General features: G+C 69.7%; 28 protein-coding genes. 19 read left to right on the top strand and 9 right to left on the bottom strand.

All coding sequences use genetic code 11. The features are described 5' to 3' along the window. The 4 genes from ACGFI8_RS11130 to ACGFI8_RS11115 form a co-directional block, all read right to left on the bottom strand. Entirely contained in the window at window positions 1-1,788 is a 1,788-nt protein-coding gene (locus ACGFI8_RS11130) for a GspE/PulE family protein (RefSeq protein ID WP_392803119.1), read from the bottom strand. Further along, the gene (locus ACGFI8_RS11125) at window positions 1,785-2,882 is read right to left on the bottom strand and encodes a type IV pilus twitching motility protein PilT (RefSeq protein ID WP_392803116.1); all 1,098 of its coding nucleotides are present in this window, start codon (window positions 2,880-2,882) and stop codon (window positions 1,785-1,787) included. Before ACGFI8_RS11125 ends, ACGFI8_RS11130 begins: the two co-directional genes overlap by 4 nt. 79 nt (window positions 2,883-2,961) lie before the next feature. Further along, window positions 2,962-3,303, bottom strand: a complete 342-nt coding sequence (locus ACGFI8_RS11120; protein ID WP_392803114.1) for a type II secretion system protein — start codon at window positions 3,301-3,303, stop codon at window positions 2,962-2,964. A 330-nt stretch (window positions 3,304-3,633) separates the two neighbouring features. Next, window positions 3,634-4,068 (bottom strand): hypothetical protein, encoded by a 435-nt coding sequence (locus ACGFI8_RS11115; RefSeq protein WP_392803112.1) that lies wholly within the window; start codon window positions 4,066-4,068, stop codon window positions 3,634-3,636. A gap of 2 nt (window positions 4,069-4,070) precedes the next feature. Between ACGFI8_RS11115 and ACGFI8_RS11110 the strand changes: the two genes are divergently transcribed. The 10 genes from ACGFI8_RS11110 (at window position 4,071) to ACGFI8_RS11065 (ending at window position 14,187) form a co-directional block, all read left to right on the top strand. Further along, on the top strand, window positions 4,071-4,418 hold the full coding sequence (locus ACGFI8_RS11110) for a DUF485 domain-containing protein (RefSeq protein ID WP_392803110.1): 348 nt from the start codon (window positions 4,071-4,073) through the stop codon (window positions 4,416-4,418). Beyond that, window positions 4,411-6,180, top strand: coding sequence for a cation acetate symporter (locus tag ACGFI8_RS11105; RefSeq protein WP_392803108.1), 1,770 nt, complete (start codon window positions 4,411-4,413; stop codon window positions 6,178-6,180). Before ACGFI8_RS11110 ends, ACGFI8_RS11105 begins: the two co-directional genes overlap by 8 nt. 81 nt (window positions 6,181-6,261) lie before the next feature. Next, window positions 6,262-7,230 (top strand): UDP-glucuronic acid decarboxylase family protein, encoded by a 969-nt coding sequence (locus tag ACGFI8_RS11100; RefSeq protein WP_392803105.1) that lies wholly within the window; start codon window positions 6,262-6,264, stop codon window positions 7,228-7,230. A 70-nt stretch (window positions 7,231-7,300) separates the two neighbouring features. Continuing rightward, window positions 7,301-8,542: an LCP family protein gene (locus ACGFI8_RS11095; RefSeq protein WP_392803102.1), complete on the top strand. Its 1,242-nt coding sequence runs from the start codon at window positions 7,301-7,303 to the stop codon at window positions 8,540-8,542. A 224-nt stretch (window positions 8,543-8,766) separates the two neighbouring features. Then, window positions 8,767-9,948 (top strand): LCP family protein, encoded by a 1,182-nt coding sequence (locus ACGFI8_RS11090; protein ID WP_392803099.1) that lies wholly within the window; start codon window positions 8,767-8,769, stop codon window positions 9,946-9,948. Between the two features lie 27 nt (window positions 9,949-9,975). Then, window positions 9,976-10,314: a rhodanese-like domain-containing protein gene (locus tag ACGFI8_RS11085; RefSeq protein WP_392803096.1), complete on the top strand. Its 339-nt coding sequence runs from the start codon at window positions 9,976-9,978 to the stop codon at window positions 10,312-10,314. Next, on the top strand, window positions 10,295-11,152 hold the full coding sequence (locus ACGFI8_RS11080; RefSeq protein ID WP_392803093.1) for a glycerophosphodiester phosphodiesterase: 858 nt from the start codon (window positions 10,295-10,297) through the stop codon (window positions 11,150-11,152). Before ACGFI8_RS11085 ends, ACGFI8_RS11080 begins: the two co-directional genes overlap by 20 nt. A 105-nt stretch (window positions 11,153-11,257) precedes the next feature. After that, window positions 11,258-12,733, top strand: a complete 1,476-nt coding sequence (locus ACGFI8_RS11075; RefSeq protein ID WP_392803090.1) for a sensor histidine kinase — start codon at window positions 11,258-11,260, stop codon at window positions 12,731-12,733. A gap of 4 nt (window positions 12,734-12,737) precedes the next feature. Then, entirely contained in the window at window positions 12,738-13,139 is a 402-nt protein-coding gene (locus ACGFI8_RS11070) for an ATP-binding protein (protein WP_392803088.1), read from the top strand. Window positions 13,140-13,299: 160 nt separating this feature from the next. Continuing rightward, window positions 13,300-14,187 carry a DUF5926 family protein gene (locus ACGFI8_RS11065; RefSeq protein WP_392803086.1) on the top strand — a complete coding sequence of 296 codons (888 nt, stop codon included), beginning with the start codon at window positions 13,300-13,302 and terminating at the stop codon, window positions 14,185-14,187. Window positions 14,188-14,192: 5 nt separating this feature from the next. Here the strand turns inward: ACGFI8_RS11065 and ACGFI8_RS11060 are convergent, their stop codons facing one another. Further along, on the bottom strand, window positions 14,193-15,356 hold the full coding sequence (locus tag ACGFI8_RS11060) for an arginine deiminase (protein ID WP_392803083.1): 1,164 nt from the start codon (window positions 15,354-15,356) through the stop codon (window positions 14,193-14,195). A gap of 191 nt (window positions 15,357-15,547) precedes the next feature. Between ACGFI8_RS11060 and ACGFI8_RS11055 the strand changes: the two genes are divergently transcribed. The 5 genes from ACGFI8_RS11055 (at window position 15,548) to pheA (ending at window position 18,793) form a co-directional block, all read left to right on the top strand. Further along, entirely contained in the window at window positions 15,548-16,249 is a 702-nt protein-coding gene (locus ACGFI8_RS11055) for a hypothetical protein (protein WP_392803081.1), read from the top strand. A 97-nt stretch (window positions 16,250-16,346) separates the two neighbouring features. After that, window positions 16,347-16,802 carry a hypothetical protein gene (locus ACGFI8_RS11050; RefSeq protein WP_392803078.1) on the top strand — a complete coding sequence of 152 codons (456 nt, stop codon included), beginning with the start codon at window positions 16,347-16,349 and terminating at the stop codon, window positions 16,800-16,802. Window positions 16,803-16,901: 99 nt separating this feature from the next. Continuing rightward, on the top strand, window positions 16,902-17,294 hold the full coding sequence (locus tag ACGFI8_RS11045) for an ACT domain-containing protein (RefSeq protein ID WP_392803075.1): 393 nt from the start codon (window positions 16,902-16,904) through the stop codon (window positions 17,292-17,294). A 36-nt stretch (window positions 17,295-17,330) separates the two neighbouring features. Then, window positions 17,331-17,834, top strand: a complete 504-nt coding sequence (locus tag ACGFI8_RS11040) for a hypothetical protein (RefSeq protein ID WP_392803072.1) — start codon at window positions 17,331-17,333, stop codon at window positions 17,832-17,834. 14 nt (window positions 17,835-17,848) lie between these two features. Further along, on the top strand, window positions 17,849-18,793 hold the full coding sequence (gene pheA / locus ACGFI8_RS11035) for a prephenate dehydratase (protein WP_392803069.1): 945 nt from the start codon (window positions 17,849-17,851) through the stop codon (window positions 18,791-18,793). 55 nt (window positions 18,794-18,848) lie between these two features. Here pheA and ACGFI8_RS11030 read toward each other — a convergent pair whose 3' ends face one another. The 3 genes from ACGFI8_RS11030 to ACGFI8_RS11020 all read right to left on the bottom strand — a co-directional run bounded on the left by ACGFI8_RS11030 (window position 18,849) and on the right by ACGFI8_RS11020 (window position 20,457). Further along, window positions 18,849-19,550 (bottom strand): AIM24 family protein, encoded by a 702-nt coding sequence (locus ACGFI8_RS11030; RefSeq protein WP_392803066.1) that lies wholly within the window; start codon window positions 19,548-19,550, stop codon window positions 18,849-18,851. 75 nt (window positions 19,551-19,625) lie between these two features. Then, window positions 19,626-19,979: a metallopeptidase family protein gene (locus ACGFI8_RS11025; RefSeq protein ID WP_392803063.1), complete on the bottom strand. Its 354-nt coding sequence runs from the start codon at window positions 19,977-19,979 to the stop codon at window positions 19,626-19,628. Between the two features lie 52 nt (window positions 19,980-20,031). Further along, on the bottom strand, window positions 20,032-20,457 hold the full coding sequence (locus ACGFI8_RS11020; RefSeq protein WP_392803061.1) for an OsmC family protein: 426 nt from the start codon (window positions 20,455-20,457) through the stop codon (window positions 20,032-20,034). Between the two features lie 127 nt (window positions 20,458-20,584). Between ACGFI8_RS11020 and ACGFI8_RS11015 the strand changes: the two genes are divergently transcribed. The 3 genes from ACGFI8_RS11015 to ACGFI8_RS11005 all read left to right on the top strand — a co-directional run bounded on the left by ACGFI8_RS11015 (window position 20,585) and on the right by ACGFI8_RS11005 (window position 23,034). Further along, the gene (locus ACGFI8_RS11015; RefSeq protein WP_392803058.1) at window positions 20,585-21,283 is read left to right on the top strand and encodes a hypothetical protein; all 699 of its coding nucleotides are present in this window, start codon (window positions 20,585-20,587) and stop codon (window positions 21,281-21,283) included. A gap of 135 nt (window positions 21,284-21,418) precedes the next feature. Continuing rightward, on the top strand, window positions 21,419-22,237 hold the full coding sequence (locus tag ACGFI8_RS11010) for an HAD family hydrolase (RefSeq protein WP_392803055.1): 819 nt from the start codon (window positions 21,419-21,421) through the stop codon (window positions 22,235-22,237). Then, complete coding sequence (locus ACGFI8_RS11005) at window positions 22,234-23,034, top strand: HAD family hydrolase (protein WP_392803052.1); 801 nt, start codon at window positions 22,234-22,236, stop codon at window positions 23,032-23,034. The genes ACGFI8_RS11010 and ACGFI8_RS11005 overlap by 4 nt, the downstream gene beginning before the upstream one ends. Before the next feature lie 29 nt (window positions 23,035-23,063). Here the strand turns inward: ACGFI8_RS11005 and ACGFI8_RS11000 are convergent, their stop codons facing one another. Further along, entirely contained in the window at window positions 23,064-23,600 is a 537-nt protein-coding gene (locus tag ACGFI8_RS11000) for a bacterial proteasome activator family protein (protein WP_392803049.1), read from the bottom strand. A gap of 95 nt (window positions 23,601-23,695) precedes the next feature. Between ACGFI8_RS11000 and ACGFI8_RS10995 the strand changes: the two genes are divergently transcribed. Further along, window positions 23,696-24,514 (top strand): alpha/beta hydrolase family protein, encoded by an 819-nt coding sequence (locus tag ACGFI8_RS10995; RefSeq protein WP_392803046.1) that lies wholly within the window; start codon window positions 23,696-23,698, stop codon window positions 24,512-24,514. Window positions 24,515-24,568: the final 54 nt, after the last annotated feature.

Below are 24,568 nucleotides of genomic sequence, written 5' to 3'. Positions count from 1 at the left end.
TCAGGCCCCCACCACATAGATTGAACGCAAAATTTCGGCCAGGGTGGTCACGCCTGCTTCGACAAGGCGAGCGGCCTCCTCCTGGAGTGTGCGCATCCCCTCGGACCGCGCCACCTTACGAATGTCCTCGTGCGATGCGCGGTCGAGGATCATTTCGCGAATCCTCCCCGTCACGGTCAACATTTCGTAGACGCCGGTTCGCTCGAGATAACCGGTGTGCGTGCAGAAATTGCAGCCGTGGCCGCGCACGAAGCCACCGCTCGGCGGCAGCCCCTGGATCGCGTGCAGTAGGCCCATCTCCTCGGCGGAGGGGGTGTACAGCTCACGGCAATGGTTGCAGATGCGCCGCACGAGGCGCTGCGACAGTACGGCGGTGACCGACGACGCGACCAGGAAGCCCTCGATACCCATGTCGAGCAGCCGAATCAGCGCCGATGGGGCATCGGTGGCGTGCACGGATGAGAGCACGAAGTGTCCGGTGAGTGCCGATTGGACGGCGATGCGGGCGGTTTCGACATCGCGGATCTCACCGACCAGAATTACGTCCGGGTCCTGCCGCAGGATCGACCGGAGACCGCCCGCAAAACTGATACCGGCCTGCTCGTTGATCTGAATCTGGTTGATTGACGGAATGCGGTATTCGACCGGATCCTCGATCGTCGTGACGTTACGCTCAGGAGTGTTGATCTCGCTCAGCGATCCGTACAACGTGGTCGTCTTGCCGCTGCCCGTCGGACCGGCACAGATCACCATTCCGTACGGCGAGCGCAACAACGCCGAGTACCGAGCGGCCATGTCGTTGGGCATGCCCAACTGCTCGAGGCGGAACAGTGGGCGGCTCTTGTCCAGCAGTCGCATGACCACCTTCTCACCGTCGATGACGGCAGTGGTGGACACCCGGATGTCGACGCCTCGGCCCTCGATGTCCATGCTGATCTGCCCGTCCTGAGGGCGGCGACGCTCGACGATGTTCATCCCGCCGAGGATCTTGATCCGACTCGCCACGACGGGCCCCATGGCCGCGGGGAGGTCGAGGACATCGTGCAACGCACCGTCGATGCGGTAGCGCACCCGGACCCGCTCCGGGTGCGGTTCGATGTGGATGTCGGACGCGCGGTCCCGCAATGCCTGCGTGATGATGAGCTGGACGACCTGCACCACGGGCGCATCGTCGTTGGCGGCGGCAGGGTCGAGCCGGGCCACCTCTTTGCGCAATGACTGTTGCGCCTCGAAGACCCTGACCTGGGAGCCGACCGCGGAAAGTGCACGGTAGCTGTTGGTGATCACGCGGGTGATGTCCGAGCGCGACGCGACCTTGACAATCAGCGGCCGGCCGATGACCTCATGCAGCGCCTGCGCGGTGGCAGGGAAGGCAACCGCGATCAACACGGCCTCCCCGCGCAGCGCCAACGGGATGGCGACCAATTCGCGGGCGGTCACGTCGTCGAGCAACTCGGTTGCCGCGGGGTCCGGAATGATCTCGCGGAGGTCGATGGCGTCTAGCGAGTACTGCGCGCCGACCGCCCACGCGAGGTCGCGCTCGCTGAGCGTGCCGAGCTCGACCAGGTGTTCGCCCAGAAACTTTGCTGGACCGTGCTGCAACTCCGTCAAGGCCGAAACGACCTGCTGGGGAGTGACCACGTTCGCCTCGACGAGAATCTCGCCGAGGCGACGGCCGCCCGGTTGCACAGTCAGGTCGTCGGGACGGCCCGGTACGATCCGCTGTGCGCGTGTCGTCGGTGTCGCCTCGACGGACTCGGCCGACTGTCCCCAATTCCTCAGTCTCATGCCGTCGCGCTCGCCCGCGGTCGGGGATGGCTCTCGATGTCCTTGGGATACAGACTGCGGGCCACGGCGTCGTCGATGGTGATCGTGCCGGCTTGGACGAGCGACGAGAGCGATTGTTCGAAGGTGACCATGCCGTCCCTGTGGCCGGTCACGAGCGAGTTGCGCAGCTGGTGGGTCTTGCCCTCCTTGATGAGGTTTCGGACCGCGCTTGTCGCGACGAGCACCTCGTACGCGGCGATCAAACCTCCGCCGACCCGGGGAATCAGCCTCTGGTACACGATCCCGGTGAGCGCTGCCGCGAGCTGCGTGCGGACCTGGGCCTGCTGCTCCGCCGGGAAAACGTCGATGATGCGGGCGAGGGCCTGGGCTGTGTCGTTGGTGTGCAACGACGCAAAGACCAGGTGGCCGGTCTCGGCGATGGTCAGGGCGAACCGGATCGACTCCAGATCACGCATTTCGCCTACGAGCAGGACGTCCGGGTCGCCACGCAGCGCGGAGCGCAACGCGTCCGGAAACGACGCGGTGTCCGAGCCCACCTCGCGCTGGTTCACCATGGCGCGTTTGTGCTCGTGGATGTACTCGATCGGATCCTCGATGGTCAGGATGTGGCAGGCCCGGTCGCTGTTGATCTGGTTGATCATCGCGGCGAGCGTGGTCGACTTGCCCGACCCGGTCGGCCCGGTGACCAGCACCAGCCCCTGATGCTGGCGGACGAAATGCCATAGAGCAGGGGGAAGGCCGAGTTCGGCCATCGTCGGAACGCGATGCGAGATCATCCGCAGCGCCACAGCGGTCTGTCCGCGCTGGTTGAAGGCGCTGCCCCGGATCCGGGCAAGGTCGCGCCAGCTGAAGGAGAAGTCGTATTCGCGGGACGCGTGCCAGGCCAATGTCTGCTCGGCGGTAAGCATCGCAGCGAGGAAGGCGTCGGTGTCGCGTCTGCTGAGCACCTCGTGCCCTGCCACCGGGCTCAGCTCACCGTGCACACGGATCTGCGGGGGCATGCCTACGGTGAGTAGCAGGTCGGTACCGCGTGCCCGCCATAACGTATCGAGCAGCGCATCGAGGTGATCGCTGACGGCGGGGTGATCGTACATACCAACCTCCACAGGTGCCGCACAGATGTCGGAACGCAGGTAGAGAGGGCCGCTCTCGGCGGCCCTCTCTACCTGGTCGTCAGAAGCTTGTGCAGACCGGGTTCGCGGTCACCGTGCCGTCGGTCCATGTCACATCGATCGTGTAGCCATTTCCCCCCGGCTTTTCCTTGAGGTACGTGGGGACCAGCTTGTCCCAACCGCTCGGAAGAGCGTTGTTGTTCTGGGCACGATAGGCCTCCACCGCGACCTCGACGTTCTTCAGGTCGGTCTTGCACGCGGCCGCTTTACCGCGGTCGTTGAAGGCGCCAACGGCGAAGACCACGATGCCGGCGAGGATGCCGAGGATGACGATGACGATGAGGAGTTCGACGAGCGTGAAGCCACTCTCGTTCTCACGGGCCGCACGGAGGCGCTGAAGCACTGAATTCTCCTTCAGGGAAAGGCAACTGGGCGGGACCGCCAACTGATTGACTTCAGGCGTCGACGGAGCCGGCCCCGGGGTGGGGGCATTACTTCTGTCGGTATTGAACCGGCTGCATTTTGCCGGCGAATCGACCGAATACGGCGACGCCCTGAAGACGAGCTGTCTGTCAATGCCAGCGCTGGAACAGTCGTGGCTGTGGAATCTCAACAGATGTTGTCTACGTCCTCACCAATGACTTCCAAGCGCTCTAGCTCCGGCAACGTCCGCGTCGGCGACGCTACAACACCGAACGTCATTCGGGATCGAACGAACAGCCAGTCGAGTCGCCTAATCAGCTGCCGACGCGCATTCGAGTGGGCCGGACGCGCCGCCCGCACGTCCGAACACGACTGCGTCGACAAATGGACAATCGCGTTCAAATCTCCACACCACCACGGCGGTTCCGGTCGAGGCGGCTCCGCCGTCGAGCCGGAAGACTCGCGGATGCTCGTCGGCCCGTTTTCCGCATTCTTGACCAATTGAGACGATCTCAGTAGAGAATGCGTTGATTGCGGTGACGCAGACGTATTGCCCGAAGATCATGGCGGTGCCTGGGTCGCAGGCCGCGCCGGTAAGCGGCGTGAACCATGTCACCGGGCGCACCGGTGCTGCCGTTCGGCGCACGTGGCGTACCGATGCCGGGAAGAGATCTTTGTAGATGCCTGCCGGGTTCTTAGCGTGCGCGATTACCCGCACGCACCCCCAACCGCAGGTGGTGATCACCCATGAGCACCGAGACACCGGCATCCGCGGACACCGGCGAGAACCGTTACGTCGCCGTCGCCCGCACGCCGGAGTTTGACGCGTTGCGCCGCACCCTGCGCCGCTTCGTGTTTCCGGTATCCGCCGCGTTCCTCGTCTGGTACGCGCTGTACGTCCTGCTGTCCGCATACGCCCGCGACTTCATGAGCACCAAGGTCGTCGGCCACATCAATATCGCGCTGATCTTCGGGCTGCTGCAGTTCGTGTCGACGTTCCTCATCGCGTGGCTGTACGCGCGGTATGCGGACCGGCGCATCGACCCGCTCGCCGACGACCTCCGCGCCAAGATCGAGGGAGCCGGCGATGAGTGAGCCCGTGTACCTCGCCGCCACCTCGGTCGGAACCCAGCGCACCCTCACGCTCACGCTGTTCGTGATCCTGGTCGGCGTCACGCTCGCGATCACGATCTGGGCCAGCCGGCAGACCCGCAACGCCGCGGACTTCTACGCCGGCGGCCGCTCGTTCACCGGCTTCCAGAACGGCATGGCGATCGGCGGCGACTACATGTCGGCGGCGAGCTTCCTCGGCATCGCCGGCATCATCGCGCTCAACGGCTACGACGGCTTCCTGTACAGCATCGGCTTCCTCGTCGCCTGGCTGGTCGCCCTGCTGCTGGTCGCCGAGCTGATGCGCAACTCCGGCCGGTACACGATGGCCGACGTGCTGGCGTTCCGCATGCGGCAGGCGCCCGTGCGCACCGCCGGCAGCATCTCGACCATCATCGTCTCGATCTTCTACCTGCTGGCCCAGATGGTCGGTGCCGGCGCGCTGGTCGCCCTGCTGCTGGGCATCAAGGCCGGCGACACGTTCCTCGGCATGAGCGCCGAGACGGCGAAGATCGTGACGATCGCGCTGATCGGCGTGCTGATGATCGTCTACGTGACGGTCGGCGGCATGAAGGGCACGACGTACGTGCAGATCGTCAAGGCGTTCATGCTGATGATCGGCGCGCTGGTGCTGACGCTGATGGTGCTCGCGGCGTACAAGTTCAACCTGTCGAACCTGCTCGGTGAGGCCGCGGCGAAGTCGGGCCGCACGCCGCCGGAGTCGTTCCTGCAGCCGGGCCTGCGCTACGGGCGGGAGTTCGCGAACAACGCCACGGCGACGCTGACGAGCAAGCTGGACCTGATCTCGCTCGGCCTGGCCCTGGTCCTCGGTACCGCGGGCCTGCCGCACATCCTGATCCGGTTCTACACCGTCCCCAACGCCAAGGCGGCCCGCAAGAGCGTGGTGTGGGCGATCGGTCTCATCGGCGTCTTCTACCTGATGACGCTGGCGCTGGGCTTCGGCGCGGCGGCGCTGGTCGGCCGCTCGGCGATCGTCGCGCAGGACGCGGCCGGCAACACCGCGGCGCCACAACTCGCCCAGGAACTCGGCCGGCGGTACCTCGGCGGTGACTTCGGCGGATCGCTGCTCTTGGCGATCATCGCCGCGGTCGCCTTCGCCACCATCCTGGCGGTCGTCGCCGGGCTGACCCTGGCGTCGTCGTCCTCGCTCGCGCACGACCTCTACGCCAACGTCATCCGGCGCGGCCAGACGGACGAGCGGCAGGAGGTGGTCGTCGCGCGGTACGCGGCGTTCATCATCGGCGCGGTCGCCATCGTGCTCGGCATCGGGGCCCGCAACCTCAACGTCGCCTTCCTGGTGGCGCTGGCGTTCGCGATCGCCGCGTCGGCCAACCTGCCGGCGATCCTCTTCTCGCTGTTCTGGAAGCGGTTCAACACCCGCGGCGCGACCTGGGGCATCTACGCGGGCCTCATCTCGGCCGTCGGCGTGGTGCTGCTCAGCCCGATCGCCTGGGGCGGCGTCAGTGACGCGCGCACCCCGGCGACGCTCACCGCGGCGCAGGCCAAGGAGTGTGGTGTACCGCAGAACTCCAAGGAGGTCTCCAACGCCACGGCGCTGTTCAGCTGCACGACGGCGGCGCCGATTCCGCTGGAGAACCCGGGCCTGATCTCGATCCCGCTCGGGTTCATCTTCGCCGCGATCGGGGCGATGACCAGCAAGGAGCGCGACCCCGACAAGTACAGCGAGCTGGAGGCCCGGTCGCTGACCGGGGCCGGCGCGCACTGATCCGAAACCGGTGCACGTGCCGGGCCCGGGGGCGCTGCCGACCCCCCGGGCCCGGTGCGGAGACACGCTAGGCTGTCCGTCATGGTCGTTGCGCAGCGTTACGGTGAGGGACATCGGATCCTCTTGACCGGTGGCGCCGGATTCGTCGGTTCCCACCTCGCCGATGCCCTCATCGCACGGGGCGCGCACGTCGTTGTCGTCGACAACTTCCTCACCGGGAGTAAGGACAACGTCGCGCACCTGCACGATCACCCGCGGTTCACCCTCGTCGAGGCCGACGTCACCGAGCCGCTGCCGGCGGTGGAGGCGCTCGCCGGGCGGTTCGACGCGATCATGCACTTCGCGTCGCCGGCCAGCCCGACGGACTTCGCGCACCTGCCGGTGGAGATCCTGCGGGTCGGCTCGGTCGCCACGCTGCAGCTGCTGGAGCGGGCCGTCGCCGACGGGGCGCGGTTCATCCTGGCCTCCACCTCGGAGGCGTACGGCGACCCGCTGGTCCACCCGCAGCCGGAGTCCTACTGGGGCAACGTCAACCCGGTCGGCATCCGCAGCGTCTACGACGAGGCGAAGCGCTTCTCGGAGGCGGCCGTCATGGGCTACCACCGCGGCCGCGGCGCCGACGTGGGCATCGTGCGGATCTTCAACACGTACGGTGAGCGCATGCGCCCCGACGACGGGCGCGCGATCCCGACCTTCATCTCGCAGGCGCTGCGGGGCGAGCCGATCACCGTGCACGGCACGGGCACCCAGACGCGCTCGATCTGCTACGTCTCCGACCTCGTCCGCGGGATCATTCTGCTGCTCGACTCGACCGAGACCGGGCCGATCAACTGCGGTACCGAGCACGAGATGACCATGCTCGAGCTCGCCGAGTCGATCGTGCGGCTTTCCGACAGCACCTCCCGCGTGGCGCTGGTGGCGCGGACCGCGGACGACCCCGAGCGCCGCCGCCCCGATCTGAGCAAGGCGCGTGAGCTGCTCGGATACGACCCGGTCGTCGGCCCGGAGGAGGGCCTGGCGCGCACGGTCGCGTATTTCCGCAGCCGCTGACTCTCCCGGGTTCGTGCCGCGCCCGTCGTGGTTACGTGGCGCGACGGCATCGGCTTCGTATGGTGGTCTCATGCCCACCACGCCTGCTTCACGAGGCCCGTCCTCGGGTCGGGCCTCGGTGCCCGGCGCGCGCGCACAGACGTCGGGCGCCCGCGCCCGCGTCTCCGCGGCCAACACCCCGACCGGCCCCGCCACGCCCGGCGTGTCCGGCCGGCCGGGCGGTCCCCCGCCGAACCGGCCCGGGCGCACGCCCGGCAACGGCGGCGAGTACTCGGGCCGGAAGAAGATCCGCCCGCGCTGGGGCCGCATCGCCCTGGTCGCCGGCTGTGGGGTCCTCCTCCTCGCCCTGCTCGCCGGCCTGGGCGGCGTCATCTACTACAAGTACGTCGACTCCGGCCTCAACCGCGACGACCCGTTCTCGCAGATCACCGACGGCCGGCCACCCAAGGTGGTGGACGGCGCGCTCAACATCCTGCTGCTCGGCAGCGACTCCCGCGACCCCGACAACAAGGGCAAGGCGGGTGAGTGGCGCACCGACACGATGATCATGCTGCACATCCCGGCCGACCACAAGCACGCGTACCTGATCTCGATGCCGCGCGACCTCTACGTGCACATCCCCAAGAGCAAGACGACGCAGTACGGCAACACCAACGCCAAGCTCAACGCGTCGTTCTCGTGGGGTGGCACCCCGCTGACCGTGCAGACGATCGAGGAGTACACCAACGTCCGCATGGACCACGTGCTGCTCATCGACTTCGGCGGCTTCAAGCAGGTGATCGACGCGCTCGGCGGCATCGACATGAACATCGAGAAGGACATCACCTCGATCCACCCGCCGAAGCGGCAGTTCAAGAAGGGCATGAACCACCTCAACGGCGACGAGGCGCTGGACTACGCGCGGCAGCGCTACCAGTTCCCCGACGGCGACTTCGCCCGCATGCGGCACCAGCAGGAGATGATGAAGGCCATCCTGGACAAGGCCGTCAGCTCGGGCACGGTGACCAACCCGGCGAAGTTCAACGCGTTTCTCAAGGCGGTCACCAAGGCGATGACCGTCGACAAGGACTTCTCGCTCGCCGACATGGCGCTGCAGTTCCGAAACCTGCGCAGCGACGACCTCACCTTCCTGGTGAGCCCGCACGACGGCAGCAAGATGATCGGCGGTGAGGACGTCGTGGTGCCGAACCAGGAGAAGGCCACCGCGCTGTACGACGCCGTGCGCAATGACAAGATGACCGACTGGATGGCGGCCAACGGGCCGAAGCCGTCCACGGCGCCGTCGGCGAAGGCTAGTACCAAGCCGAAGTGAGAAAAGGGGCAAGCCCGGGCATGTCGCCCCCGAACGAGGTTGCAAGCCCGGGCTGTCGCATAGATCTCATTGCCGAAACCGGCCGTCAGCGAGTAAAAATCGCCTGTTTGACGGCTTTCCGGGGGATCGCGCGCCGAGCTCGCGGCGCGCAGACTTGTCGCCGCGAACGTAGACTCGGATGAATCCCCGCCTGACGTGCGGGCGGGCCGGCTCGGGGGCAGTGAATGCAGAAGGAGTTCGACGGCAACGCCGAAGCTTCCGAAATCTCCGGATCCGTCGCGCGACCAGCCGCCGCGGCGAAGGCCGGCAAGCGGGGCGGGTCGAAGAAGATCAAGCTCCCCGGGCACGATCCCATCTGGGCGCGGCTGCTCATCGTGCTCGGCGCCACGATCGTGCTGATCTCCGGCACCGCGGTCGCCGGCGTCAACATCCTCAACCAGCGCTACACCTCGAACATCAACCAGCGCACGCTGCTCGGTGAGAACTCCCGTGCGGGCGACCCCGACGAGACGCGGCACAGCGACGTCGAGGGGCCGCTCAACTTCCTGCTCCTCGGCTCCGACCTGCGTGCGCTCGACCCCCAGGACGGCCAGCGCTCCGACTCGATCATCATCCTGCACATCCCGGCCACGATGGACCGCGCCTATCTGCTGTCCATCCCGCGCGACCTGCGGGTGAAGATCCCCGCGTTCCCGCCGACGAGCTTCCGGGGCGTGTCGCACGAGAAGATCAACGGCGCGTTCCAGTACGGCGGGGGCGGCGAGGGCGGTGTCCAGCTGCTCTCGGAGACGCTGCACGACCTGGTCGGCATCCGGTTCGACGGCGCCGCGATCGTCAACTTCGACGGCTTCAAGGCCGCCGTCGACCTGCTCGGCGGCGTCGACATGTGCATCGACCAGAAGGTCACCTCGATCCACCTCGGCTGGGACGACAAGGGCAACTACCTCTCGCCCGCCGACGGCGGCCACCCGGCCGTCTACGAGCCCGGCTGTCACCACCTCGAGCCGTACCAGGCGCTCGACCTCGTCCGGCAGCGCAAGAGCCTCCCCAACGGCGACTACGACCGGCAGAAGAACCAGCAGAGGTTCATCCGGGCGATGCTCACCAAGGCCAAGGAGAAGGGGCTCACCACCAACCCGATCGCGGCGGACCGGTTCATCCGCGCGATCGGCCAGGCGCTCACCGTCGACACCAACGGCGTGTCGCTGGCCGACCTGATGTTCGCGCTGCGCAACGTGAGCCCCGACAACCTGATCGGCCTGCAGGTGCCCTCCGAGCCGCAGGACATCGGCGGCATCTCCTACGTGGTCGCGCTGCCCGAGTCCGAGGGGCTCTATACGGCACTGCGGGGGGACCTGCTGGACTCGTGGGCGGTCGAGAACCCTACGTGGGTCAACCACATGTAGCCGGACGGCCACGGGTAGCCTGATCCGGTGTTCAGGGGACCTTCCATCCCGACCACCACGGTCGGGGACATAGCTAACGACGCCTTCATCCTCGACGTGCGCGAGGACGACGAGTGGGCCGCCGGCCATGCGCCGGACGCCCTGCACGTGCCGATGATGCAGATCCCGGCGCGGATCGAGGACATCCCCGAGGACCGCGACGTCGTCGTGGTCTGCCGGGTCGGCGGCCGCTCCGCCCAGGTCGTCGCGTTCCTGCAGCAGAACGGGCGGGACCGCACGATCAACCTCGACGGCGGCATGCAGAGCTGGGCGGCCTTCGGCCGGCCGATGGTGAGCGAGGACGGCGGTGCTCCCCGGGTCGTCTGAGCAGCCGCCCGAGCACTGGCGGCCGCTGGTCTTCGCGCACCGTGGCTCGTCGCGCCGGCACGCCGAGCACACCCTCGACGCGTACCTCCTCGCCATCGTGGAGGGCGCCGACGGGCTCGAGTGCGACGTCCGGCTCACCCGCGACGGTCACCTGGTGTGCCTGCACGACTCGCGCATCGACCGCACCAGCGACGGGCGCGGCCGGGTCAGCATGCAGACGCTGGCGGAGTTGAACCGCTTCGACTTCGCCTCCTGGCGGTCCGACCTGCCCGACTCGCCCGACGACCTCATCGTGGACCGCTACCAGGTCGACCACCGCTGGCGCGGCAAGGTCCTGACGCTCGACCGGCTGCTCGGCGTGGCGACCGACGCCGGCCGCCCGATGCGCCTGCTCATCGAGACCAAGCACCCCGTCCGCTACGGCGGCGCGGTGGAGGTCGAGCTGCTCAGGCTCCTGCGCCGGTACGGCCTCGACCTGCCCGATCCGGACCGCCCCCTGCAGGTGACCATGATGTCGTTCTCGTCGACGGCGGTCCGGCGGGTGCGTCAGCAGGCGCCCGGGCTGCCGACAGTCATGCTCATCGACGTGTGGTCGGTGCCCAGCCGCATCGGCTGGCTCCCGCCCGGCAGCACGATCGGGGGGCCCGGCGTGCAGTTGCTGCGCGCGTCCCCGGAGCTGGTGGAGCGCCTGCATCGGCGCGGATATCCGGTGTACGTCTGGACGGTCAACGAGCCGGACGAGGTCGACCTGGCGGTGAAGCTGCGGGTCGACGGCATCATCTCGGACCGCCCGGCGTATGTGATCGACCGCCTCCGCGAGATGGGCCTGCGCGACTAGCATGCATGAATCCGTGGTGACGGACGCCTTGTGCGACTGAATCAAGCCTCGACAACTTTTGTCGACAACCTTTCAATGCGCCGCCCGGAGAGGCAGACTCGCACCATGGTCGATGCTGGTCCGCTGATCTTCGGCGGTCTCGCCGAGGTGGCCGAGGAGCTCAACTCCGGCGGCGGCGGCCTCACCGGCCTGCAGCGCTCGGTCGAGGTGGCCGCCGTGGCCACCGGCGCGACGGGCGCGGCATTCATCGAATACGCGCAGGACAACGGCCGGGTCATCGCGGTCGCCGGCGACCTGGACTGGTCGCTCGGCCGGCCCATCGACTTCATCCACCCTGCCGTGCGGGGGCTGCTGCGGTTCGGCTCGAGGGTCCGCGAGTTCCCGAGCAGCCTGATCGGCACCTCGGGCGGTCAGCAGCTCGACAGCCGCGGCCTGCACCGCGTCATGGCCGCCGAGGTGACCGCCAACGGCACCGGCGTCGGCGTGCTCGCGGTCAGCTACACCGACGCCGAGGGCGCCGCCGACGAGCAGCAGCGCGCGGCGCTGAGCTTTCTGGCTTCGTTCGTGGCGTTGCAGTACGGCCTGGGCCGGGGCCTGCCCGTCTACAGCGACGGCAACGCCATGAGGTCGGCCGCCGAGCCGTTCGCGCTGCTGGACGCCGAGCACCGGGTGCGCTCGTGGAACCCGCCGGCCGCGCTGCTGACCGCCCGCCCGGCGGAGACCGCGATCGGCGAGCCGTGGCCCTTCCCGCTGCCGGCCGGCGACGAGACGGTCGAGCACCAGATTCCCTCCGGCACCTGGATCGAGATCCGCGCCGCCCCCGTGCCGGCCTCCAGCGACCTCGCGGTCTCCTTCCGCGCCCGCCCGGTGCAGCCGCCGGACGGCCGCGACCTGTTCATCGCGCTCACCGGCCACGAGCTGCGCACGCCGATCACGGTGATTCGGGGGTACGTCGACACGCTCGTCGACCACTGGGAGTCCCTGGCCGAGGACGCGCGCCGCGAGGCGATCAACGTCGTCGGGCAGCGCGCCCGGGAGCTCAGCCGCCTGGTCGACCGGCTGCTCAACGCGGTCGGCGACGACGGCCCGTCGGTGGAGTCCACCACCCTGCTGCCATTCGACCTGGTCGAGTCGCTCAGCGCCGCGGTCGATGAGCTCAACGCCGAGCAGCGCCGGTCGCTGAGCGTGTCGCTGCCCCCCACGCTGCCGAAGACGCGGGGCGACCGGGCGAGCCTGGCGACGGTGCTGGCGGAATTGGTGACCAATGCGGGTAAATACTCCCCGAACTGGGTACAGGTCGAGCTGACGGCCGGGGCCGACCCGCAGACCGTCTGGTTCCGCGTCTCGGACCGGGGTATCGGGATTCGTCCGGAGCACGTCGAGCGGGCGTTCAACCGGTTCTGGCAACTTGAGACCGGCGACCAGCGCAGGGGCGGGGGAGTCGGCCTGGGCCTGTATCTGGTGCGCAGAATCGTCGAGCGCCAACATGGATGGGTATCATTGCGACCACGTCGAGGGGGAGGCACCGTCGCCGAGGTGCGATTGCCCCGAGCTGACGCCGAGGGCCCCGGGGAGGCTTGAGAGCGTGTCCACAACCATCGCGGAACCACGCGCCTGGTGCGTCGTGGTGCCCCACCACCCCCGCGGCGCGCACGTCGCCCGGCACCGACTCGCGGACGAGCTCGACGCCCTGATCTCGGCCGACCGCCTCGACGACGCGATCGCGATCGCCGCCGAGCTGGTCGGCAACGCCGTACGCCACGCCGCCCCCCTGCCGGGCGACGTCATCCGCGTGGCGTGGCGCCTGCTGCCGGACGACACACTGGAGATCCGCGTGACGGATGGCGGCTCCCCGGCGGGTCCGCAGCTGCGCGTGGCCGCCCCCGACGCGCTGGACGGCCGCGGCCTGACGATCGTGGCGGCGCTGTCCACGGGCTGGGGGGTCGAGCGCGACGGCCTGGGCCAGTGCGTCTGGGCGACCCTCTGATCCGGTGACGTTCGCGGCCATCGCGATCGCGACTCGGTCGCCGCGTTTTGGGCGACATTTCGGAAATGTCCGAAACGGTGGAACCGGAGCGGGTGAGTGACGCGCCCGGCGGTGGTGGTGTGCACCCGTGGCGGAGCGTGAGCGCCTAGGCTGGATCGCCGTGAGCAAGCGTGCGAAGACCCCCCGTGGCCGTGCCAGCAGCGGCGAGAAGCGCGAGAAGATCCGGGACGTGTACGTCGGCCGGCCGTTCGAGGGCCTGGCCGACGAGCCGGATTGGATTGCCCTGCGGGAACTGGTGCCGGCCGCCTCGGCACCCCTGAAGCTGGCGCCCGCGTTCGCCGAGAAATACGGCGACCGGCCGGTGACCCTCGCGACCGTCCTGCCGATGGCCTGGCCCGCCATGACCAAGCCCGACGGCCGCGTCATGATCGGTCTGCAGCGGCACGTGCAGTCCGGCGACGTGTCCCGCGACCTCGCCGTGGCCCTGCAGTGCGCGCTGGAGACCCCGCCCGGCAATACCGTCGACATCCCCGCCCTGCCCGGCCTCGGCGACCGCCTCCAGGATGTCATCGAGAACGCCCCGCTCGACATCACGGTGCACACCGGGTTCGAGTTCTGGCTCGACGACAACGCCACCGACGACCCCAACGTGCGCGCGTCGCTGGAGCGGGCCAACGCCAGCATCTTCCCGACCGTGAAGCTGGCCGCCGCGCCGGCCACGTACTGGTGCCGGGTGACCGACCGCTCCCACGTGCGCCTGGTGCTCGGCGACGACGAGGACCGCGCGCTCGACGCGCTGTCACGCCTGTCGGCCGGCGGCGGGCTGCTGCTCGGCGACAACACCAAGTTTGCCGGGATGTTCCGCGCGCACGGGCTGCTGGCGCCGGTCTGGGACCTGCCGCTGGAGGTCGAGGCCGAGCACTGGGAGGCGCCGGTGGCCGAGTTCGCCGAGCGCTACCGGGAGGCGTTGGCCGTCACCGAGCCCCTCAGCGCATCCGAGCGCCGCAGCAAGCAGGGCCTGATCGGGCGGCTACAGCCGCTGCGGTAGCAACCCTAGGCCCGATGGATCGGGGCGGACATGCATCGCGGTCCGCCCCGTCCCGACCCCAGCTCCGAACCCGGGATCCGGATGACCTCGATGCCGTGCCGCTCCAGCTGCGCGTTGGTCTCGACGTTGCGCTCGTAGGCCACGCACAGCCGCGGTGCGATCGCGAGCGTGTTGTTGCCGTCGTCCCATTGCTCCCGCTCGGCGGTCACCGGGTCGAGGCCGGTGTCGATGACCCGCAGCGTGTCGATGCCCATCGCCGCCGCGGCGGCGCTCAGGAACGGCGCCGGGCCGGTGCACGACTCGGCCGTGAGCGTCCACGCCTGCAGCGTGCTCGCCATGTTGGGGTACATCACGACGGCATCGACGTCGACCATCGTGCACACGGTGTCGAGGTGCATCGTCGCGCGCTCCTGGGCGATCGGCACCACCAGCACGGTGTGGGCGAGCCCGGCGTCGAAGCAGCGCCGCGCGAGCCGCTCGGCGCCCGAGGGGCGGGTCCGCTCCCCGACGCCGACCGCGAGCACACCGGGGGCGAGCAGCAGCACGTCGCCGCCCTCCAGGTGCTCCAGCGAGGGGTCGTACAGCAGCGCGGTACCGCTGAATCGGGGATGGTGCCGGTAGATCGCGTGCGTCAGCGTGGTCTCGCGCTCGCGGGCGCGCATGGCCAGGCTCGTCACGGCCACGCGGGGGCCGATCCACGTCGACGAGTCCCGCGTGAACAGCAGGTTGGGCAGCGGGTCGATCACGAAGTCGCCCGGCGCCATGAGGGCGTGCACGAGACCACCGCCGCGCCCCAGCTCGGCCCGCGACAGGCCGGCCACGAGGGTGGTGGCCAGCTCCGCCGGCGACAGCTCGGCCAGGTGCTCCGCCACGTGCCCGCGCAGCGTGTCGCCGAGCCGGACGTCGGCCAGTGCCGCGGCGCAGACCTCGGCGCGCGCCGCCTCGACGGTGAGCGTCTCGGCCAGCAGTGAGGCCACGTACAGCACCTCGACGCCGTGGGAACGCAGCGCCGCCGCGAACGTGTCGTGCTCCTCCTGGGCGCGACCGACCCACGGGATGCCGTCGAACAGCAGGGAGTCGTTGTTGCGCGGCGTCAGGCGCGCGAGCTCCGGTCCGGGGCGGTGCAACAGCACGGTGACCAGGCGTCCGACCTCGTTGTCGACACTCATGAGGTCAGCCTATCGGCCGATCCGATATCGGTCGGTTGGCGCTATGTGAAATTCATGGGGCGTCGTGAATGCGGTATTCATCCACTTCATTCCATGTCATTCCGGCTTCCTGTCATGCCGAGTGGCCGTCCGCTCACGTACGGTGTCTGGACACACACGCAACCGAAGCGGCGACATCGGAGGTGTGCGAGATGACCGACGTCTTGTACCGCGGTCAAGATTCGCAGCCCGAAGGGTACGAGCAGCGCGTCATCGTCGACGCCGGCCGGACGACCCCCATCGACTGGGTTCGTGCTCGTAGGGCAGAACGCGAAACGCGCCGGGAGGAAGCGGCACACAGCCGGCTGTACCGTCGCATCGGCACCCTCATCGGCAACCTCGGCGAGGAATGGCACGTGCTGGACCTGCGCGAGCTCGGCGGCGCGGAGCGCATCGGCTTTCTCGCCGTGGGGCCCGGCGGCGTCTTCGCCGTGACGGTCAAGGACCACGGCCGCAGCCGAGTCTCGTTCGCCGGGGACGTCGTCCAGATCGACGGCAAGCGCCCGCGGTACGTCGAGGCGGCCCGCCGCGAGGCCCGAGCCGCCTCCGAGGCGCTGTCCCGCAGCGCCGGCGTCTCGATCCCGGTGATGCCCGTCCTCGCGTTCGCCGGCACCGGAAAGATCAGTTTTTACGGTGTACCCAAGGGCTGCCTGGTCACCGCGTACCACGAGCTGCCCCGAGTGCTCAACGCTCGCGGCCACCGGCTCGCCGCGGAGACGGTCGACAAGGTGTTTGCGCTGGCCACGCACCCCGGGACCTGGTATCCGGCGGAGTACGACGACCTCGCCGAGGGCTACCGCTGGTACCGCGACGGAGAGCAGGTGGGCACTGACAAGCGGGGTCACGCGGAGTAGCCTCTTCCGCGTGGCCGGAAGCGATGCGATGAAAAGTCACGATCGGGCCGAAATGCCGGGTGTTCGCATTCGCACGACCGGTGCCTGAGGAGGCGCTGTGGCGCAGCACGTCGAGTTCTCCATCTCCGACCCCCACCAGTCCCGCGGGCAGATCCGCTCCATTGATCCGGCCGAGTCGGCCCTGGACCGCTGGGGCGCGACCGTCGACGGCGCCGCCGAGCCCTGCCTGGTGGTCGACTCGGACGTCATCGTCGTGGCGATGTCGGCGTTGTTCGAGGAGATGCTCGGCCTCGTCGAGTCGCCGGTCAACCGGCCGCTGCTCGACGGCGACGGGGTGCTGCAGGTGCTCGACTTCGGCGACGGCAACCCGCTGGAGAAGACCGAGGTCGCGCGGATGCCCCCGCTGCTGGCCCTGTCCTCCGGCCGGCTCGCCCGCGGCCTGATCCGGATCCGCTGCGCCACCGGACCGTGCACGTTCGACGCCATCGCGGCGCCGCTGACCGACGGCGGCAAGGTCGTGGGCTCGTTGACATTCTTCTCCGCGATCCAGTAGCCCGCGCGGCGAAGGGCAAAAATCTAAAGTTCGTCAATACGGAGTTACTGTCGTCACCCGCGCCGCCACGGTGCGCGTTGGGGCCGTACGCTCCTTGTCATGCTTGACCTCTCGCTCCTGCCGGGCGACTACGCGATCTGCCGGCTGCCGGCCGGATCGCCGATGCCCGCCGGGTTCGCCGAGGCCGCCGCGTCGCGCACGAAGGTCATCTCGGTGACCTGGACGCCGGAGGAGGTGTCGATCCTCTGCCCGGCCGAGTGTGTCCCCGAGGGCGCCGCCGTCGAGACCCCGTGGCGCTGCCTGCGGGTCGCCGGGCCGGTCCAGCTCGCATTGACGGGCATCCTTGCGTCCATCGTCTCGCCACTGGCTGACGCGCGGGTGAACATCTTCGCGTTCTCGACGTACGACACCGACTATCTGCTGGTCCCGGCGGTGCGGCTCAACGAGGCCCTGGCGGCACTGGGTGCGGCCGGTCACCGGGTCACCACCTGACTTCCGGCCGCCGTCCCGCGCTCCTACGATGTGCGAATGCGAACCGCGGCCACCGCGCTTGCGATCGTCAGCCTTGGATGCCTGCTGAGTGCCTGCCGGCACCCCACCGAGGCCGCGGCGCCCCGCCCGTCCCCGAGCGTCATCAGCCAGGGACCGCTGGTGCCGCCTGCGACCTTCACGCCGGAGCTGGCGAGCCCGACCACGTCACCGAGCCGTAGCGCCTCGCCGAGCCCCGCCGGCTTTCCCGAGGCGTACGTCACCTACTGCAACGGCCGGCCCAGCGGCGAGCAGGTCATCGCCGTGGTCCGGCGCAACCGCAGCAACCTGCCGGCCGGCAACGGCGTGACCGTGCAGAGGGCGCCGGTGTGCGCGGGGATCTGGCAGTACACCGTGCTCACCGTGACCGGCAGCGAGCCCCTGCGGGTCATCACGAAGGGTGACCCGGCCGCGCTCACGGTCGTTACGATGGGCAGCGACCCGTGCACCGTCGAGGTCCGCGCGACGGCACCCCCCGCCCTGCTGGCCACCGTGGACTGCTGACTACGCTGGGTGGCATGCCTGGTGTGCCGCCGATGCGGTTCGTGTACCTGGGTCCGGAGGGAACCTTCTCCGAGCAGGCACTCAAGACGATCCCGGCCGCCGAGCGCGGGGTGCTGACTCCGGCACGCAGCGTGCCGGAGGCCCTCGACGCGCTGCGCGGCGGCGAGGCCGACGCCGCGCTGGTCCCGCTGGAGAACTCGATCGGCGGCCAGGTCGGCGTGACCCTCGACGAGCTGGCGAACGGCGAGCCGCTGGTGATCACCCGCGAGGTGGTCCTCCCGGTGCAGTTCGTGCTCGCCGCCCGCGAGGACAGGCCATTGGATTCGGTACGGTCGGTCGCCGCACACCCGCAGGCCGGAGCGCAGTGCCGCAAGTGGCTGCGCACGCACGTGCCGGGCGCGGCGGTGATCGACGTGCTGTCGAACGCGACGGCCGCGATCGGCGCCGCCGAGGGCGAGTTCGACGCGGCCGTGTGCGCGGAGTTCAGCGCCGCGCGGTACCGCCTCAGCATCCTGGCCAAGGACATCGCCGACAACCCGGGCGCGATGACGCGCTTCGCGCTGGTGTCGCGCCCCGGCCCGCCGCCCCCGCCGACCGGCGACGACCTCACCACGCTCGCCGTCTACATCTCGCACGACCGGGTCGGGGCGCTGCTGGCCGTGCTCACCGAGCTGTCCGTCCGGGGCGTCAACCTGACCCGGATCGAGTCCCGCCCGACCGGCGAGCGCCTGGGCCGGTATGTCTTCTTCCTGGACTGCGGCGGCCACGTCGCCGACCGGCAGATGGGCGAGGCGCTGCAGGGCCTGCGCCGGATCTGCGCGGACGTACGGTTCCTGGGCTCCTACCCGCGCGCCTCCGACGGCGACCCCTCGCCCCGCCCCGCCCCGGGCCTGTCCGACGACGACTTCGCCGACGCGGCGTCCTGGCTGCAACGACTCCGCGCCGGCGAAACGAACTGAGCCACCCCCACCGGCGCCCGCGCGAAGCGAGAGCCAGGCTAGAAACAGCTCAACCTCAGCCGCCCAGGAAGCCGCCGCCGCCGCTCTGCTGTGCCGGCGACGGCCTGCCCTCGCTCGGCTGCACGATCACGAAGCCCTGACCGGCCAGCGCCAGCTGGAACAGCTCGCCCGAGCCGCCGCGCAGCATCGACTTGAGGCTCTGGTTCTTCTGGATGCTGGTCTGCAGACTGCTCGACCAACCCACGACCGCGTCCGTGTCCACGCACACCGGGGCCTGCGGGGTCACCGGGATCACGATCGGCGGGCCCTCGGAGGCGATGGCGAGCCGGCCCTGGCCCGTGAAGACGCAGTTGAAGACGCCGCCGCCGAACATGCCGGCGCCGCGGACCATCTGGATGTCGTACCGCAGCGAAGGATCGAAGCAGAGCACGTTGCGCCCGTTGATGGACAGCGCGTCGTTCGGCTCGAGGTCCAGGATGAAGCAGTCGGCCGCGCCGGAGGCGAACCATACCTCGCCCTGACCCCGGACGCTCATCAGCGACACGCCCTCGCCGGTGACCGCGCGCTTGAGGAAGTTGCCGACGCCCTGGCTCTTCACCTCGAAGCCGAGATTGCCGCGGAACGCGACCATGGCGCCCTGGCGGGCCAGGACCTCGCCATTGACGGCGTACTTGACGCACTTGGAGTGCTGCAGGCTCATGCCTGCCTGGGTCGGGGGCTGGGCCATATTCTCGGCCTTGAAAATGTCACCTCGCACGGAGCGCAGCGTAGCGAACCGGAATGGGCCCGCCACCAGCGCGTGGAGGACCCGGAACCGGTTTGCGCAACCCGATCAGTCCCACCCCAGTGCGTGCAGACGCTCGTCGGAGATGCCGAAGTGGTGCGCGATCTCGTGCACCACGGTGATCGCCACCTCCTCGACGACGTCGTCCTCATCGTCACAGATAGCGAGGATCGGCTTCCGGTAAATCGAGATCCGGTCGGGCAGGACGCCCGCGTAGTCCCAGCCGCGCTCGGTCAGCGCGTGCCCCTCGTACAGGCCCAGAAGGTCCGGGTCCTCCGGCGGGGCGTCGTCCACGACCAGGATGACCACGTTGTCCATGAGGTCGAGCAGCTCCTCGGGCACCTCGTCGAGGGCCTCGCCCACCAGTTCCTCGAACCGCTCTTTGCTCATGCGTACCGGCATGCGAAGAGGGTCCCCGAAAACGGGGACCCTCTCAACAACGATTGGTGGAACGTCAGACGAGCCGGGCGTCGAGCGTGATCTCGACGGCGGCCAGCGCCTTGGAGATCGGGCAGCCCGCCTTGGCGTCCTGCGCCTGCTTCTCGAACTCGGCGGCGTCGATGCCCGGAACGTCGCCGCGCGTGGTCAGATCGATACGGGTGATGGCGAAGCCGCCGTCCACCTGGCCGAAGTGGACGGCCGCGGAGGTCTCGACCGAGGTCGGCGTGAAGCCGGCCTTGGCCAGGCCGTTGGAGAGCGCCATCGAGTAGCAGGCGGCGTGCGCGGCGGCCACCAGCTCCTCGGGGTTGGTGCCCTCGCCGCTCTCGAATCGGGACGGGAAGGAGTACTGGCCCTGGAACGTGCCCGAGCCGGTGGAGACCGTGCCGGAGCCGGACCGGAGGTCCCCCTCCCAGCGGGCGGATGAAACGCGAGTTGGCATGAACCAGACGCTAGCCCATGGCGGCGTCGCCGTTGGGACTAGCTCGGCATTCGGAGGGCGGCGAGTTGACGCAGCGCACCGCGCCACCGGCACCCGGCCGACGCGTCCGGGCTCTACCATGCGGCCTATGCCTGAGCAGCCCCCACACATGCCGGATCTTCTCGCCCCTGTCGCGTTGGAAGAGCCAAGGACAAAAACCCCGGATTCGGTACCGCAGGAGCCACGCCGTCCGAACGTGCTCGCGCTCGGGCTCGCGGCGGTCGGGCTCGGGCTGGGCATCGCCGCGCAGTACATGCCATGGAGCATCTACCACCTGTCGGGCTCGCCCCGAATGTTTCAGGACGAGCCGGTGGACACGATCGGTGCCGGAAATGCAACCCGGACCGTGGAGCTGCCGCTCGCCACGCTCAGCGTCGGGCACGTGGCCATCTACCTGGTCACGCTCAGTTTCGCGCTCGTCGCCCTCGCTGTGGTGCTGTCCGTGACCGGCCCGGTGCGCCGCGTCGCCGCGGGCGTCACCGCCGGCCTGCTCGCCGCCAACGTGATGGTGCTGGTCGGGCTGCAGAGCGCGCTGGACAGCATATCCAACACCGACTACCAGCTCCTGCTGTACGGCCTGAACAGCAGCCGCAACGAGGTGGACACCGGCTCCGGGTACCTGCTGGCCTATGCCACCGTGCTGGTGCTCGCCGCCGCGCTAGTCGTGGCGATCCGGCTGCCGATGGCGGCGGGCCCGATGTTCCGGGCGCGGCGCCGCGCCGACGAGCCCGAGGGTGGCGAGCCGCTGGAGCTCACCGTGACCCCCGTACCACCGGCGTTCCAGTAAACGTTCGGTCGAGTTTTCCTCGCAGCCTGTCACCGGTGCGGATCCGGGAGGTACGTTTGCTGCCCCGCGAATGCGCCTGGGGCGGTCGGCCGGCGTCAGTGCGCCTGACCGACCTGGGCGAGGAAGGAGCAGCGGATGCGCGGTTCAGGGCTACCGAAGCTGATCGCCACGGACCTCGACGGCACCCTCGTGCGCAGCGACGAGACCGTGAGCGACTACACGCGCGAGGTGCTCCTTCGGGTCAGGGCGGCCGGCATCCACGTGGTCGGCGCGACGGGCCGCGGCCCCCGCCTGACCGAGCTCGTCCGCCGGGACATCCCGGCCGCGGACTTCCTCGTCATGGGCGGCGGCAGCCGGGTGCTCGACGTGCGCGACCCGGAGCACCCGCTCGTCCTGCGCGACGAGCGGCTCGACGGCGGCGTGCTCGCCGACGTGCTCGCCCGGCTGGAGCGCGAAATCGGCACCCTGTCGGTGCTCATCGAGGCCGGCGACCACCACGACGCCCCGCTGTGGGGCGACGCCGACCCGCACTGGCGCTACGACGCCGTCGAGGCCCGCGTGCGCGCCGAGTGCCTGACCGGCCCGGTGATCAAGGGCTTCGCCCGCCACCCCGAGTGCGACGTGGACGACCTGCTCGCCACCGCCCAGCGGCTGATCCCCCCGGACCTGGCCGCCGTCACCCAGGCCGGCCTCGGCTACATCGAGATCTGCCCGCCCGGCGTGGACAAGGCGACCGGCCTGATGGTCGTCGCGACGGTGCTGGGCATCGACCCCGGCGACGTGCTGGTCTTCGGTGACATGCCCAACGACATCCCGATGTTCCGCTGGGCCGGGTTCTCCCGCGTGGCCGTGGCCAACGCCCACCCCCAGCTGCGCGCCCTGGCCGACGAGACGACCCTCACCAACGACGAGGACGGCGTCGCCACATACCTGGAAGCTATGTTGAGGCTGTGAAACTGGTCGCTACGGATCTGGACGGCACGCTGGTCCGCACCGATCGAACGGTCAGCCCCCGCACCGTCGCGCTCTTCCGCCGCCTGAGCCGCGACGGCGTGGTAATCGTGCTGGTCACGGGCCGCCCGATCCGCTGGATCGCTCCCGTGTACGAGCAGCTCGGCATCAGCGCCCTGACGATCTGCGTCAACGGCGCCGCGACGTACGACCCGGGCACCGACACCATCGTGCACAGCGCCCCGCTCGAGGCCGGCGTCCTGGCCGAGGCGTGCGCCCGCCTGCGCGCCGCGGTCCCGGGCGTGGTGTTCGCCGTGGAGCGTGACGGCGGCCGGCAGATGCGCCACGAGCCCGACTTCCCGGTCGGCTCGTGGGAGGTCGACCACCACTCGGTCGGCCCCGCGTCGCTGGACGAGCTGCTCACCCGCCCGGCCGCCAAGCTGCTCGTCCGCGCCGGCGTCCAGCCGGCCGACGAGTTCACCGCGCGGGTGGGCGCGTGCCTGCGCGGCCTGGCCGAGGCGACCAACTCCTCATCGAGCGGCATGGTCGAGGTCTCGGCCGCGGGCGTCACCAAGGCGTCGGCGCTGGCCCGGGTGGCCCGCACCCACGCCGTGGAGGCCGCGGACGTGATCGCGTTCGGCGACATGCCCAACGACCTGCCGATGCTGGCGTGGGCCGGCCGCGGCGTGGCGATGGCGAACGCCCACCCGGCCGTGCGCGCCGCCGCCCACGACGTCACGGAAGCAACGAACGAGGACGACGGCGTCGCCGCCTACCTGGAACGCGTCTACGCCTACTGATCCCCCATTACCGGAGAACGGCGCGCCGCTTAGAGATACTGGCCCGTCCCCGAAGGGGAGTGGCCCGGTTGACCCGGCACGCCGCCCGGGCCGCCGGTCAGGGCCGGGCGGCCGCGCATCTGCTCGAGCTGCACCCGCGCCGCCATCTGCTGCGCGACCAGCGCCGCCTGGATGCCGTGGAACAGGCCCTCCAGCCAGCCGACCAGCTGGGCCTGTGCGATGCGCAGCTCGGCCTCGCTCGGGGTCGTGTCGTCGTCGAACGGCAGAGACAGCCGCTCCAGCTCCTCCCGCAGCTCAGTGGCGAGGCCGTCCTCCAGCTCGGTGATTGAGCGGCGGTGGATCTCCTTGAGCCGCTGCCGGCCGGCCTCGTCGAGCGGGGCGGCGCGGACCTCCTCGAGGAGCTGCTTGATCATGCTGCCGATCCGCATGACCTTGGCCGGCTGCTCGATCAGCTTGCTCGGGTCTTCCGCGTTCTCGTCCTCGCCCGTGGACATCGTGCCCAGCGGCCGCCCGTCCGGCCCGACGACCAGCACGGTGCGCGACTCGTCCTGCGCCTCTTCTGCCATGGTTCCTAGTCTGGCGTACCGCGCTCGGGCCCGGCCACCAAGGGGTACCGGACGGGCCCCTGTTGCCACCCTTCGTAACGCGATAACGTCTGCCGGTGACGAGCAATCCGCGAGACGTGCTGAGCCGTCCGGCGCCGCCGCCGGACTTCACGCTGCGTTACGGTGAGCATCCGGACCATGTCGCCGACGTGCGGCTGGCCGAGACGCCCAATGCGCCGCTCGTCCTGTTCGTGCACGGAGGGTTCTGGCGCGAGGAGTGGGACCGGGCGCACGCCGGTCCGCTCGCCGCCGACCTCGCGGCCCGCGGCTACGCCGTCGCGACGATCGAGTTCCGCCGCACCGGGCAGGCCGGCGGCGGCTGGCCCGGCACGTTCTCCGACGTGGCCGCGGCGGCCGTGGCCGTACCGGATCTGCTGGCGAAGGAGATCGCGCACCGCGGACTCCTGCCCGTTTCGGTGGACCGGCCCATCCTGGCCGGTCATTCGGCGGGCGGGCACCTCGCGCTCTGGTATGCCTCGGTCGCGCCCGACGCCATCGGCGGGGTCGTCGCGCTCGCGCCCGTCGCCGACCTGGCCCGGGCGTACGAGCTCAACCTCGACGACGGCGCGGTGGCGGACCTGCTCGGCGGGGCGCCCGGTGCGGTGCCCAACGCCTACGCCTCGGCCGACCCGATGGTCAACCTGCCGTCGGGCGTGCGCACCGTCGTGGTGCACGGCGCCGAGGACGACCTCGTGCCCGTCGAGTTGTCGCGTGACTACTGTCGGTTGGCCCGCCGGGCCGGCGACGACACCACGCTTGTTGAGCTGGCCGACGTGGAGCACTTCGCAGTTATCGATCCGCAATCGGCCGCCTGGCCCGCCGTACTGGCTGCATTCGGCACGGTGACCAGGGGCGAGGCCACCGGTGGCAATTGACTGTCCGCCGCGATGGCGGTAAAACGCAGCGTGGGCTGTAGGCTCGTGGCTCGC

Source organism: Dactylosporangium sp. NPDC048998 (assembly GCF_043197855.1).
Taxonomy (GTDB): Bacteria; Actinomycetota; Actinomycetes; order Mycobacteriales; family Micromonosporaceae; genus Dactylosporangium.
This window is presented reverse-complemented; position numbering and strand designations above follow the sequence as displayed.

What these genes read in the sequence shown, in the direction of transcription:
- ACGFI8_RS11095 (WP_392803102.1), top strand. Translation starts at nt 7,301, where the DNA reads ATGCCCACCACGCCTGCTTCACGAGGCCCGTCCTCGGGTCGGGCCTCG.
- ACGFI8_RS11090 (WP_392803099.1), top strand. Translation starts at nt 8,767, where the DNA reads ATGCAGAAGGAGTTCGACGGCAACGCCGAAGCTTCCGAAATCTCCGGA.
- ACGFI8_RS11075 (WP_392803090.1), top strand. Translation starts at nt 11,258, where the DNA reads ATGGTCGATGCTGGTCCGCTGATCTTCGGCGGTCTCGCCGAGGTGGCC.
- pheA (WP_392803069.1), top strand. Translation starts at nt 17,849, where the DNA reads ATGCCTGGTGTGCCGCCGATGCGGTTCGTGTACCTGGGTCCGGAGGGA.
- ACGFI8_RS11015 (WP_392803058.1), top strand. Translation starts at nt 20,585, where the DNA reads ATGCCTGAGCAGCCCCCACACATGCCGGATCTTCTCGCCCCTGTCGCG.
- ACGFI8_RS11010 (WP_392803055.1), top strand. Translation starts at nt 21,419, where the DNA reads ATGCGCGGTTCAGGGCTACCGAAGCTGATCGCCACGGACCTCGACGGC.
- ACGFI8_RS11020 (WP_392803061.1), bottom strand. Translation starts at nt 20,457, where the DNA reads ATGCCAACTCGCGTTTCATCCGCCCGCTGGGAGGGGGACCTCCGGTCC.
- ACGFI8_RS11130 (WP_392803119.1), bottom strand. Translation starts at nt 1,788, where the DNA reads ATGAGACTGAGGAATTGGGGACAGTCGGCCGAGTCCGTCGAGGCGACA.
- ACGFI8_RS11055 (WP_392803081.1), top strand. Translation starts at nt 15,548, where the DNA reads ATGACCGACGTCTTGTACCGCGGTCAAGATTCGCAGCCCGAAGGGTAC.
- ACGFI8_RS11100 (WP_392803105.1), top strand. Translation starts at nt 6,262, where the DNA reads ATGGTCGTTGCGCAGCGTTACGGTGAGGGACATCGGATCCTCTTGACC.
- ACGFI8_RS11060 (WP_392803083.1), bottom strand. Translation starts at nt 15,356, where the DNA reads ATGAGTGTCGACAACGAGGTCGGACGCCTGGTCACCGTGCTGTTGCAC.
- ACGFI8_RS11000 (WP_392803049.1), bottom strand. Translation starts at nt 23,600, where the DNA reads ATGGCAGAAGAGGCGCAGGACGAGTCGCGCACCGTGCTGGTCGTCGGG.
- ACGFI8_RS11105 (WP_392803108.1), top strand. Translation starts at nt 4,411, where the DNA reads ATGAGTGAGCCCGTGTACCTCGCCGCCACCTCGGTCGGAACCCAGCGC.
- ACGFI8_RS11125 (WP_392803116.1), bottom strand. Translation starts at nt 2,882, where the DNA reads ATGTACGATCACCCCGCCGTCAGCGATCACCTCGATGCGCTGCTCGAT.
- ACGFI8_RS11025 (WP_392803063.1), bottom strand. Translation starts at nt 19,979, where the DNA reads ATGCCGGTACGCATGAGCAAAGAGCGGTTCGAGGAACTGGTGGGCGAG.
- ACGFI8_RS11040 (WP_392803072.1), top strand. Translation starts at nt 17,331, where the DNA reads ATGCGAACCGCGGCCACCGCGCTTGCGATCGTCAGCCTTGGATGCCTG.
- ACGFI8_RS11110 (WP_392803110.1), top strand. Translation starts at nt 4,071, where the DNA reads ATGAGCACCGAGACACCGGCATCCGCGGACACCGGCGAGAACCGTTAC.
- ACGFI8_RS11045 (WP_392803075.1), top strand. Translation starts at nt 16,902, where the DNA reads ATGCTTGACCTCTCGCTCCTGCCGGGCGACTACGCGATCTGCCGGCTG.